The 12886-nt window shown below is 40.6% G+C and carries 10 protein-coding genes; all 10 read left to right on the forward strand.

The window, feature by feature from the left end; translation table 11 throughout:
• Positions 1 to 424: 424 nt before the first annotated feature.
• The 10 genes from ACVPON_RS07805 (at position 425) to dapD (ending at position 12883) form a co-directional block, all read left to right on the forward strand.
• On the forward strand, positions 425 to 1225 hold the full coding sequence (locus ACVPON_RS07805; protein ID WP_462877897.1) for an SDR family oxidoreductase: 801 nt from the start codon (positions 425 to 427) through the stop codon (positions 1223 to 1225).
• A gap of 174 nt (positions 1226 to 1399) precedes the next feature.
• Positions 1400 to 3094 (forward strand): HTH domain-containing protein, encoded by a 1695-nt coding sequence (locus tag ACVPON_RS07810; RefSeq protein ID WP_462877900.1) that lies wholly within the window; start codon positions 1400 to 1402, stop codon positions 3092 to 3094.
• A complete protein-coding gene (locus ACVPON_RS07815) occupies positions 3087 to 3566 on the forward strand; it encodes a transcriptional regulator GutM (protein ID WP_462877902.1) in 480 nt (159 codons plus the stop codon). Before ACVPON_RS07810 ends, ACVPON_RS07815 begins: the two co-directional genes overlap by 8 nt.
• Positions 3567 to 3849: 283 nt before the next feature.
• Positions 3850 to 4392, forward strand: a complete 543-nt coding sequence (srlA, locus tag ACVPON_RS07820) for a PTS glucitol/sorbitol transporter subunit IIC (RefSeq protein ID WP_462877904.1) — start codon at positions 3850 to 3852, stop codon at positions 4390 to 4392.
• A 17-nt stretch (positions 4393 to 4409) separates the two neighbouring features.
• A complete protein-coding gene (srlE, locus tag ACVPON_RS07825; protein WP_462877906.1) occupies positions 4410 to 5402 on the forward strand; it encodes a PTS glucitol/sorbitol transporter subunit IIB in 993 nt (330 codons plus the stop codon).
• Between the two features lie 569 nt (positions 5403 to 5971).
• Positions 5972 to 6337, forward strand: a complete 366-nt coding sequence (locus ACVPON_RS07830) for a PTS glucitol/sorbitol transporter subunit IIA (protein WP_462877908.1) — start codon at positions 5972 to 5974, stop codon at positions 6335 to 6337.
• Positions 6338 to 7235: 898 nt separating this feature from the next.
• Positions 7236 to 9605 carry an IdeS/Mac family cysteine endopeptidase gene (locus ACVPON_RS07835; RefSeq protein ID WP_462877910.1) on the forward strand — a complete coding sequence of 790 codons (2370 nt, stop codon included), beginning with the start codon at positions 7236 to 7238 and terminating at the stop codon, positions 9603 to 9605.
• Between the two features lie 1008 nt (positions 9606 to 10613).
• On the forward strand, positions 10614 to 11333 hold the full coding sequence (locus tag ACVPON_RS07840; protein ID WP_462877912.1) for a PASTA domain-containing protein: 720 nt from the start codon (positions 10614 to 10616) through the stop codon (positions 11331 to 11333).
• A gap of 65 nt (positions 11334 to 11398) precedes the next feature.
• Positions 11399 to 11944: a hypothetical protein gene (locus ACVPON_RS07845; RefSeq protein ID WP_462877914.1), complete on the forward strand. Its 546-nt coding sequence runs from the start codon at positions 11399 to 11401 to the stop codon at positions 11942 to 11944.
• A gap of 240 nt (positions 11945 to 12184) precedes the next feature.
• On the forward strand, positions 12185 to 12883 hold the full coding sequence (gene dapD, locus ACVPON_RS07850) for a 2,3,4,5-tetrahydropyridine-2,6-dicarboxylate N-acetyltransferase (RefSeq protein ID WP_462877916.1): 699 nt from the start codon (positions 12185 to 12187) through the stop codon (positions 12881 to 12883).
• The last annotated feature ends 3 nt before the right edge of the window (positions 12884 to 12886 follow it).

The raw sequence follows: 12886 nt of genomic DNA on the forward strand, positions 1-12886 counted from the left end.
TTCATTATAAGTCATATGGGACTTTTTTTCTATACTCAAAAAGGCTCCATAATCTCTACAGTGGATTTACCCACTACAGAAATTATAGAGCCTTTTAATCTTGGAGTATGCACTATAAACGTTACTGAGGAGAGGATTTTTATCCCTCTTTTATTTTTGTCAAAATGATTGAAGAATGTTCATAACATGATACAATAAAAGGAATTTATTAAAAAAATTAACATGTTTTGACTTATGGACAATTCTTGTAGGTGCTACAAAAAATTGTGTCCTTAACTTTAAAGTGTTTCCGTTTTATAATGAATCTGTAAATAGAAACTCAAGGAAAATCTGGATAAATGTGGCAACGAAGCTAGTTACAGCGAATTGATCAATGATATTGAGATTTTCAATGAGTGCATAAAAACAACGGAGGTTGAAAAACATGTCGGATTGGTTAGCTATTCATGACAAAGTATACGTCGTGACGGGTGGTAGCTCAGGGATTGGGCTTGCGATTGTGAAGGGGTTATTGAAACAAGGTGCTAAGGTTGCAAATTTTGATATTCGTGATTCAGATGTGAGCCATGAGAATTTGCTCTTTGTCGAAACCAATGTGGCCAGTCATCAAGCAGTCAAAGAAGCAGTGGCTAAAGTGGTAGAACATTTTGGCACTGTAGATGGTTTGGTTAACAATGCAGGAATTAACATTCCAAATTTGTTGGTGGATGTGGTAGAAGAAGCTGGACAGTATGAGCTAAATGAAGAAAAGTTTGATCAGATGGTTAATATTAACTTCAAAGGTCTCTTCTTTGTGTCGCAAGAAGTGGTGCGTATTCTTACAACTAAGAAATCAGGTGTCATCATTAACATGGCTTCAGAAGCAGGGCTAGAAGGTAGCGAGGGGCAAAGTATTTATGCTGCGACCAAAGGTGCGGTTTATTCTCTCACCCGTTCATGGGCGAAAGAGCTCGCCAAGCATGGTATTCGCGTTCTTGGTATCGCTCCAGGAATTATGGAAGAAACGGGACTTCGTACCTTGGCTTATGAAGAAGCTCTTGCTTATACTCGTGGAAAGACGGTTGAAGAATTACGCGCAGGCTACCATAATACAAGTACTATTCCATTAGGGCGCAGTGGTCGCTTGAATGAAGTTGCAGACTTGGTGTGTTACTACTTGTCTGATCGTGCAAGTTATATCACGGGAGTCACCACAAATGTAGCAGGTGGAAAAACAAGAGGTTAAAGAGGGATTATGAGTCTAGAATTAAATAAAAAGGCATTGTTATATTATTTATCCTCTCATGCAAGTGTTAGCTATGAGGTGCTAGGTGACCGGCTTCAATGTTCTAGACGTACCCTTAAACTATTGATTGAATCGCTATTATATAGTTATGATCATATCTTTTCTATACAGGAGATGAATGGTAGGCTATCTATTAGGATACATGATGAAGCTGCTTTTAAGGTCTTGGTAACGGAAGATTTATTATTATCTGCGGATCTTAATTCGTTCCATAAGCGTCAGGCAATTTTCTTCCAAATTCTCTTAGAAGCAGATGGCTATCTTTCAGCAGATACGATAGCAGAGCAGCTAGGAATTAGTCGGCGTAGTCTCACTCGAGACATTAATCGTATGAAAGTGGTCTTAGAAAACTATCGTTTGAGAATCGTCTCCAAAACAGGTGTTGGGATTCAGCTGGTCGGTTCTGAATTAGCCAAGCGCCTCCTCTATCTCTATGAGGTCATGGATTATTTAGAGACCAAGCTAGAGTTACCCAAAGAATTGATGGAAACCTATAGGGACTTCGTACAGTACCATCGTTTTCCAATTGATGTCAAGAGGGTCTTTCATTCTACTTTACTTTTGACGGTTTTACGTCGCCAACATCACTTGAATGAGATGGATTTTACGTGGTTTACTAGTCAGAAAACCCTTGATTTACCAGCTATTTTCTACGATATTTTGTCTTACTTTATGGAGAGACCCCTGACCAAGCTAGAGAAGGAATTTTTAACCTTCCCTATGCAATTAGGCCTACTTCCAGCAGAGATTGCGCGGGTAGAAATCCTTGAAGTGGCAGAGCGCATCTTATATCAGACGGTGCAAGAGTTTGGTATTACGCTTGATATTCAAGAAAGCGCTCAAGTCTTGCAGCGACATTTGGTTTACATGCTCAATCGTAGTGTTATGAAATGGCGTTTTGCAGAAGTCAGTCTGAGGGAGCAACTGATTCAAAGTTCCTTTTCAAAAATTGTATCTCAATTTTTCGTGGATCGTGTAGTTGACATGACAGGTGTTAGTATTTCAGAAAAAGAAGTGATATTATTAGCAGCTTGGATGGAGTTGTTGATGGCTAGAAGGAGCAAACCCTTGATTGGTCGGGTCGCGGTGATTACCCAGTCAAGTCAGTCTTTTCATTATTTAGTTGAGACACAAATTCGCCACATTTTTGGAGAAGCTGTGCAACTCGATTTTCTGGATTTTATCAATCACTTGCCTTATGAAGAATTAAATAAGCACTATGATTTGATTTTTACAGATAATCTCATATACAGCCAAAACCTTTTCCAACCGTTTTTGTCCTTGTCGCTTGTGACCAAGGAAAATCAGGCTGAGCGGGAAGCTTTGGAGAGAACAGTGCTGGGACGCAAGATTGAAATGTACAGTCAGGTCATCAATGTACAATTTGATGAATGCCAAACTTATGACCAGAACCTAGACCTTTTGCTTGCTAAAATGGTGGAGAAGCAGCTGATTTCAAGCGAAGCAGGTCAGAAATTGAGGGATAAGGAAGCCAAACATTCGGCTATTTCAGAAGACGGCTATGCTTTTCCACATTTGACAGATGCTAGTTTGAATCAGTTGATTGTTGTAGTGTCAGAAGAATTTCCCTTTGTTTTAGAAACCAAGGCTGGACAGACTATTTCCGATTTCATTTTACTCTTTGTCCCAGTGGAATTAGATGATTTTAATCAGGATTTACTGTTTAAAATTTTTGACAATACTTTCCGCATGAGTGGTGAAACGCATATCAAGGAACGCTTGGGGCTAACTCATTCGTTTGAAAGAATTCGGATTTGTAAGCAAGAAAGGAGTAATAATAATGGGTAATGTGTATATCTTAGGGGCGGTTGTCATTGTAGCCTATATTTTCCAAATCATTTTTGGATTGTGCCAAATCAAGCATTTTAATCAGACCTATTCAGAAATGAAAAAAATAGGGCGTGTAGCTATTGGTCGCAGGAGTGGTCGTATTAAGGCAGGAACCATTGTCCTTTTTGCAGTTGATAAAAAAAGGCGTATTCTTGACGCTCGTAGAATGCAAGGAATAACCGTAGCAGCACGTTTTAAGCAGATGTCGGACTATGTAGGACAAGATATCCATTATTTGGATAGCGATCATCCTCTTGTACGAAAAGAAAATAAATTATTGCAAATTGCCATTGAGGATGCGCGGGAGGTATTTGTTCAGTTTGAGACAGGCAACTATCGAGAAGTCCCAAAAGTTGCACCAATCATAGGCTTATCAACTCATTTAAAAATGCTTTCGGCGCGAATCAAATTGCAATTAACCAAAGAATAATGAGTATGTAAAGAAAAGGAGTAACAGGCTAGACGATAGGGCTACAGATAGTTGAAAGTAGGAAAAGCAATTACTTTTCTCAACAGTTGCTGATAACGGGTGTCGAATGTGAGCTTCAAAGAGGACACACGGTTATTTGATGTTTAGCTTTTATTATAGAATGAATTTGGGTTATAAGATACTGACAAAAGGGAAACAGCCATTGTAAACCTTGATTACTTACAGATATGGCTACCTTTTGGAGGATATCGAATACCCTTAATATCTAAAAAAGGAGTCCGTTATGGAATATATTGTAAAATTTGCGGAAGGGTTTATCAGACTCTTCCAATTAGGTGGTGAAACCTTTCTCAGCTGGATGACAGGGATTGTTCCTGTAGTCCTCATGCTCTTGGTAGCCATGAATACGGTGATTGCCCTTCTTGGGGAGGAAAGGGTGCATCGTCTCGCTCAAGTTTCTGCTAAAAATCCCCTCACTCGTTACATGATTTTACCATTTATCTCAGCTTTCATGCTTGGAAATCCGATGGCAATCAGTATGGGACGTTTCTTACCTGAGTATTATAAACCAGGATTTGTCGCGGCACAGATGCAATTTTGCCATACCTCAAATGGAGTTTTTCCGCACATCAATCCGGGTGAATTGTTTGTTTATCTCGGAATTGCAACAGGCCTCCAAACGCTTGGTCTCAATCAAACAGAATTAGCCATTCGTTATCTATTGGTTGGTTTAGTGATGAATTTTATCGGTGGCTGGGTGACCGATTTTACAACTGCTTATGTTGCAAGACAACAAGGCATCACCCTTAAAAAGACATTTGACTAAGAAAAGAGGATGAGATAATGATATACAAGAGCATTCAAGTTGTAAAAGGTAGTGGTGGTTTTGGGGGACCGCTTGTGATTACCCCAACAGAAGAAAAGCACAAATTCATCTATATTACTGGTGGTGGCGAAAAACCAGCTATTGTGGATAAAATTGCAGAATTAACTGGTATGGAGCCAGTCAATGGGTTTAAAACATCTATTCCAGATGAAGAAATTGCCCTTGCTATCGTAGATTGTGGAGGTACCCTGCGATGTGGTATTTATCCAAAGAAGGGGATTCCAACTATTAATGTAGTGCCGACAGGAAAAAGCGGTCCCCTAGCCCAGTACATTACAGAGGACATCTACGTATCCAATGTCGGTGTGGATCAAATCAGCTTGGCAGATGGTTCAGCGACGGCGACAAGACCAGTAACAACCCTGGAAGCAAAAAAAACAAGCTATGACACTTCTAAAAAGATTACAGAACAGCGTGCAGAATCTAGCTTTATCGCCCGTATTGGGATGGGAGCTGGTAAGGTCGTTGCTACCTTTAATCAAGCGGCGCGTGAAGCGATTCAAACCATGCTTAACACCATTTTGCCTTTCATGGCCTTTGTATCTCTTCTTATCGGGATCATCCAAGGTTCTGGTGTTGGAAACTGGCTTGCTAAATTGATGGTACCGCTTGCTGGAAATGTTTGGGGCTTGGTGATTATCGGATTTATCTGTTCTCTCCCGTTCCTGTCCCCACTCTTAGGACCTGGTGCTGTTATCAGTCAAATCATTGGTGCCTTGATTGGTGTGGAAATTGGAAAAGGAACTATCCCTCCTCAAATGGCTCTTCCAGCACTTTTTGCTATCAATACGCAAAACGGATGTGACTTTATCCCTGTTGCTCTCGGCTTGTCAGAAGCAGAGGCGGAAACTGTTGAGGTAGGAGTACCAGCTGTTCTTTACTCCCGTTTCTTGAACGGTGTGCCACGTGTTATTGTAGCCTGGATAGCAAGTTTTGGACTTTACAGCTAATCTTGGCAAACCTACCAGATATGAGGGTGTATAGAAACAGACACGTACTCAAAAGGATTTCCGTGATTGTAAAATGAACACGTTCATAATAGCTAGGATAAAGATAGCCGAACGGAGGGTTCTATTTCAATAGATCTCAACAGTCTATTCTTAGACTGTTGGGGACCACCATTGATGATAGCCAGATTCATTGCAGATGAAATGCACTGAATAGCTAGCTAACTACCGGTATTCCCATTAGTTTGTGGTCATTTTTTAATTGACCTTGCTCTCTAGTTTTAGGCTCGGGTGAAATAGTCATTTCCCTGACTATTTCTATTCCAAAGGGAATCTGTAACTGGCTAAAGTGAGAACACTTGTGTCCCTTTTTTATATCATTCTTAGGTTGTGTTCCATTTGCTACCGACTAACTTTTAGAGCATAGGCTTATAAATGCTATACATGATCATTTTATCTCTTTATAGTAACTCGATTTGTCCAATACCAGTTAGGTTTGAATCATGTTGCCCTGTTTTTTATTAAAAAAGAGATGAAATGACTAAAGAACATTAGAATAGGAAGATAGATGAATGACAAAAATTTTTGAAACAGAGGTTGTAAGTATCGGAGAACAAGCTCCAAACATGATTGAAGAAGCAAATATGCTCATTTTATTCGGGTTGGAGGCGCCAGCTGATTTGGCTACTTACTGCTACAAGATTAGTAATAAGGATTTGTCAGGCTCGATTGCTCCAGGGGCACGCTTGGTCATTGATGGTGTGGAGTATTCTGTTACGGCAGTTGGAAGTATTGTCGAACAAAACCTATCTGCTTTAGGACACATCACCATTTCCTTTGATGGTTCCCATAAAAAATCGCTTCCAGGAACCCTTCATGTGGAAGCAGGACAAGTTCCAAATCTCCAAGAAGGTAGCGTGATTAGTATAAGAATGTGAGAGCATTTGATACGGGTGTCACTCGTTTTATTCAGTCTATCCTTAGACTGCTGAGGCAAAAAATATACCAAGAGAGGAAACTCTCCATTAGATGGTTTCTTCCGTATCCGCATAAAGTGAGCGGAGTTTACAAGGGCTAGGGCAAAATAGGAGATTGACATAATGTTCAATTAAGATATAAGGACGTTAAGAAGTTGTATTCATAGTTCAGTGTGCGTCTATTTAAGGCTCGTTTTTAATCTACTCATCGTTCGTTTTTTAAGATACAGTCAGTATTTCCTCAAAAAACGGCCTTGATGAGTGAAAAACAATCTCTTATTATAAAGCACTTTACTTGTGAATACAGTTTTTAAGAAAATATAAAGAAAAATAGGGAAGGGGGAAGATTACTAAAATAATGGTACAATTCATCTTTTTTCTAACATTTTTATTGAGTATTATTGGTTAGAATGGTCAATCATACCGTTTAATACTCAACCAAAAATAAAAGTTTAATCCAACCACTTTCTTCTATATAGTAGACTTGAGCAAGCTAGCAGTCAATCCTCTAATCACTTCTTGAAGCCTAGCCATTTCTAATGATTGAAAGACCTTATTCCTAAAACCGCATTTACGAAGTTCAGTCTAGACTTGTTCAATCGGATTTATCTTAGGGGTGTATAGGGAATAACTGTTAGCTCGAATAGCATATTTTTAGATTTACTGAATCCTTCAGTATGGAAAGATTCCCTAAAGAGTGTAAGAGGTGGGGGCATTGTTTTCTAGGAGATGATGTTCCTCTTTTATATGTCTATTATTTATCTAAGACGTATGTGTTTTATCTGTAATCTCTTGTATTTTGTATTTGATATGCTATTCTAGCATCCTAGTATATCTTGAAAATAAAGGAGAATAGGTGATGGATCACAAATTAGTCAGTCATAAAGTGGGACGTTTTCGTATGTGGAAGTCTGGGAAGCAGTGGCTTTTTGGTGCAAGTATTCTAGGAGCGCTCGCAGTTGGGAGTGCTATTCCTGTCTTTGCTCAGGAGGTGGCTACCACTCATTCATCAGTGGGGGAAGTGATTGAACGATTAACTACGACGGAAGGTGTGTCTGAAGCAGAAAGTGTACCTCTAGAGACCCGTAATGAATTGAAGGCAGCTGCTGCTTCTCTATCGGAAGTAATCGCAGATGAATCCCTTGGCACAGCTCAAGAGCCAAGTGTGGTATCTTCTGAATATACGATTAAAGAAATTGAGGGGTCTTCATCGGAGACGAAACGGCTCGAGAGTTCGTTTTTAGAAGATAAGTCTGAAGTAAAAAGTATAGAGTTAGATTCTAGTAATGAGTTAAAAACACCTGTTACTGCTGTATCAGAAGCAGGCACGGATGAGTTGGTTCGCATGGTTCAAAAGCCAAGTGCAGGATCTTTATCGGATACCGAAAGGCTCTCTGTCGCAGATACAATTCCAGCTATTTCAGAACATCAAGAGTGGACGTATGGAGTATCAAAACCAAGTAAGGAAGACCTCGTCTGGCAACAAGAAGTATATCAGGGTTATTATACGGCATCTTATAAACACAATAGTCAGTTATTTGATGTCAATAAAGAATATACTGACCAGAGTGGGGACTTTGGCTTGTGTTCGGCAGGAGTAGCAACCAATATGATTCACTGGTGGCTAGAGCAAAATAAAGAATATGTGGAGAGATATTTACGGGAATCTGAAGCAAATGGTGTCGTAACTCCGCGTTTAGGTCAATCTATTGATTTACGTAATCATACCCATTACGACGAAGCGCTCCATAAAAGTCAAATATTTGATTTATTTAAATCCTATTTTAGCAATAGAGCGGTGTATACTCATAGAGTATTAGATTTGTTCTTTAGCGGTTATCCAAATGTTTTTAAGTACGATGTCAATCAGGAAAAAGAGTATGAGAAAAGAGAAACGATGGGGACATTGGATCGGCGTGGCGGATTCTTTAAGGAGGTATTCAAACAAGACCTGTTAACAACGAGAAAAGAAGTGGGGGATTTGAATTCTTTTGGAATGCAAGTAAGGCAGGCGTTGGCTGAGAAGAAAGCCTTAGCTGTGGATTATCTGTTTAGTGCAAGGCGGGGACATATTGTAAATGTTTGGGGTGCTGAGTTTGATGAGCAGGGTAAGTTGACAGCGCTTTATGTCACAGACACAGATGACCATACTTCAGTTATTGATGCAAGGGATGAAAAACCATTGCAAAGTTTAAAACGCTATCGTGTGATTGAAAAAGGCGGGAACATTCTTATCTCGAATAATTATAGTGAGAATAGAGGTGTCCCGATTAAGAATTTATATACTCTGGACTTGGGTGAGCGACAGTGGCAAGCCTACTTCTCTAATCGTGAGAAAGCCTCTCAGGTACCTTCCGATGTAACAACTCCTCAATCTAGCGGTGAAGTGGTAGCACCGATAGCCCCACAAGAGAATGCAGAAGCGGGACTTGAAAGCAGGGGTCAGACAGATTCCGCTACTTCAGTCGGAATTTCCGAGCAAGGCACTACTGATGTAGAGGTCCGAAGCGCTGTAACGGCTCCGGTCTTATCAGAAACACCTAAACAGGCAAGTCGTCAGACCAGCTTCGAGCGTTCCGCTTCCTATTCTGTCCCTCTTCGCTCTAGCGGTGAAGTGGTAGCAACGACAGCGCCACAAGAGAATGCAGAAGCGGGACTTGAAAGCAGGGGTCAGACAGATTCCACCACCTCAGTCGGAATTTCCGAGCAAGGCACTACTGATGTAGAAGTCCGAAGCACTGTAACGGCTCCGATCTTATCAGAAGCACCTAAACAGGCAAGCCATCAGACCAGCTTCGAGCGTTCAGCTTCCTATTCTGTCTCTCTTCGCTCTAGCAGTGAAGTGGTAGCACCGATAGTCCCACAAGAGAATGCGAAAGCAGGACTTGAAAGTAGAGTTCACGCTGTTTCACACCTCTTAGCAACAAGTGCAGGATTATCTGTTGCTGAGGCGAGAGTGAAGACAGATTTGGAAGAGTCGAATCAGTACAAATCACCATCACATGAAAAAAGTGAGGATACGAAGAAAGTGGATAAATCCACTTCGACAAAGGCAATTCAGAATTCATCGGATGAAAAGTCACAAGTGTCTCCATTATCTGTTTCAGCGAAGCCAAAAATGAAAGAGACAACCAAATCTTTCCTTTCAAGTCCCTCTATCTCCTATGTAGCAATAGCCCTCATCGCAATTTTAGCAGGCTTTTGGAGCTTGAAAAAGATAGAGAAATAACACTAAAATAAGAGGTTGGGAAGTAGTCTAGCCTCTTATTTATATGTTTTGGTAGTTACGAAGAATCCTCCTCCCATGTTTTATATAGTGGTTTCGCTTCCTTTTAGTACTAAGTAACGAGCTGCAGGCTGCTTCAACAGTCTAATGACTGTTGAAGGTTGGAAATCATACTGACGATAGTCAGTAACAATCGTAGAGTACGGCAAAGCGAGTTCCAATCATCTGGAAGATGATTGGAAGTTGGAAATAGGGAAACGGAGTTTCGACAATTCATCTAGAAGATGATTGGAAGTTGGAAATAAGGAAACGGAGTTTCGACAATTCATCTAGAAGATGATTGGAAGCTGGAAATAGGGAAACGGAGTTTCGACAATTCATCTAGAAGATGATTGGAAGCTGGAAATAGGGAAACGGAGTTTCGACAATTCATCTGGAAGATGATTGGAAGTTGGAAATAGGGAAACGGAGTTTCGACAATTCATCTGGAAGATGATTGGAAGTTGGAAATAGAGAAACGGAGTTTCCACAATCGTTGAAGTGATAAGGGTTAAACGAAATGAGTATAATACCCTTTAAAAATCAAAAGGATACTTCGTCAACTTTTGATTTTTATTCGTCTGGACACATTGTTTTTATCTTCCGATGTGTGAATCAAGTTTCATGGACTTTGTTTTTGGGCTTGATTGAGCAGTGGATTATTTTCACACTGTTTCTTTCATAAGCCAAGAGTAGGCTGTTATTTCCTTTTCGAATGTTGGTTTCCAGTCTTAGTCCTTGAAAGTTTAGTTTGAAAGCCCTATAATAGGGAAGAAGGAGATAGAAGGGGAGTTCCGTAGATTGGAAGGTGGTGCTTTGTTTGATGCCCTGAATCATATCGGAAAAAGGAACTGGCTAAGCTCTACTATGTAGATGGGAAATAGTATGGAAGCGAGTAAGCAAGTGATTGTTTTGACTGTTTATACTAGCTATATGAAAAAGGTTAGATAGAGTAAGAAAAAGAGGTAATCGATGACCAAAAGGAAATTACCAATTAATAAAAAAATGATTGGCGAAGTGGCGAAGATTTTTGATGTCATTCCAGATACAACCCGCGTGATTGGTGAGGCTGTCCATGCTGTTGTTCCGTTAGTGGATAAAGTTTTAGAGCAAAGTTATCAGAGAAAAAATCGTTTGGTACATCTGCCCAATGTGGTAGATATGAATCTTCTAGAGGCACAACAGCATCTGGAAGAACGGGGGTTTGTAGTGAGTAAAATCCTCGCTAAACCTCACCAACGTTATGCCAAGAAACACGCAGATGAGGTGGTGGCTATGATTCCTAAGCCTGGTAATATGGAGCCTGGAACCCTCGTCAAACTCTATTATGTTAGCCAAGGTATCATTGAAGCTAGCGATCAGACGATTCCCTTGCCAAATCTAATCGGGCTTCCTTTAGAGGAGGCTAAAGAGCATCTACAAGAACTAGGGTTAAAGCCATTGGTTGTTGCCTTACACGCACAAGCTAGGTACGCCAATCAACAACCTAATACAGTCCTTGGTATGCAACCCAAACCTACCGTATTGGTACCTGCTATCCCAAAGGGACGTTTTGTCAAATTGTACTATCTGACAGAGTTAGGATTAGGGGATAGTAAGGTCATGGCTCAGCGAGCAAGGACTAAAAAAATTACGATTCCAACCTTGGTCAAAGAAATTCCGAAAATCTTACCGACAAAGAAGAAAAAATAGGGTTAAGCCTTGACATTTTTGGAAAATTAGGGCAAGATGGAGGTAGAAAATAAAAGGAGGCTATCATGAAAAAGAAATTATTTTCTACGTTATTGACCTTTGTGACTGTAACAGCCTTAGCGGCGTGTTCGACCAGTCAGACAAAGGAAAGCGATTCCTCATCATCGACGACAGTAGAATCTTCTAAGGTGGAAGAGTCAACTTCGACTAGCTCGTCGACTAGCTCGTCGTCCTCTAAGACAAAAACATTGAAAGAATCGACAGTTGTTTATCTTTCAGACCAAGAAATAGAAGCAGTTCAAACTCTTGGTGATGCCAAAGCAGCCTTTCAATCATTGTCAGATGCCTATGTGGCAGATTTTGATGAATTGGTTGCCCAGTTATCAGAGCGAGACCAAAAATCCTTGGCGCCATTCCGCGATCAATTGCAGCAGATGATGGATCAACAACGAGACATCATCGAGAACCAATTTGCAAACTTTGGTGATGATACTACTCAAATTCCGGTAGAAGGTCGTGAAAGCATGATTTCAGCCTTGAAAATGACTCGTGACCAATTAAAGCAAGCAATGACAACTGTCAGAGAACAGGCTCAGTCTATGTTACAATAAATGTTCATTTTTAGTGAAGATTGAAGAAGATGATTGAAAGATTATCTTTTCAGTCTTTTTTTAGTTCTTGCTTTGTCTTTTATAGTACTTTTATTTTATGGATTAGCCATCCTATTTATAAACCAAAATATGATACGACAAATCAGACCGACTGTGTTTGAAAATAAAGATTATTCCCAAATATTCTGAAAATTTGATAGAATAGGGAGTAGACGATATGATGTGAGAAGAGGAGATGTTATGACCGCTACAAAAATGACTGCACAAGAAATCATTCAATTTATTGCTCAAGCAGAGAAAAAGACGGCCGTCAAAGTGACCTTTGAGGGGGAGCTAGCAGCTGCAGTTCCTGAACATGTGGTCAAGCTCGGCAATGTCTTATTTGGTGATTGGCAAGATATAGCTCCCCTTCTTGTCCATCTGACTGAAAATAGAGACTATGTAGTCGAGCAAGATGCCCGAAATTCAGCAGTACCCCTACTAGACAAGCGGGGGCTCAATGCCCGCATTGAGCCAGGGGCTATTATCCGTGATCAGGTATCTATTGGAGATAATGCAGTCATTATGATGGGGGCCATTATCAATATCGGTGCAGAAATCGGAGAGGGAAGCATGATTGATATGGGGGCTATCCTTGGAGGGCGTGCAACCGTTGGAAAAAATAGTCATATCGGAGCGGGTGCTGTATTAGCAGGTGTCATTGAGCCTGCGAGTGCTGAGCCTGTTCGGGTGGGAGATAATGTCTTGGTTGGTGCCAATGCTGTTGTCATTGAAGGAGTGCAGATCGGTAGTGGCTCAGTTGTAGCTGCGGGAGCGATTGTCACCCAAGATGTTCCTGAACATGTGGTTGTTGCCGGGGTTCCTGCACGCGTGATAAAGGAAATAGATGCCCAAACCCAACAAAAGACCGCCTTGGAAGAAGCTCTTCGAACCCTTTAGGAG

Source organism: Streptococcus sp. 1F3, from assembly GCF_054968985.1.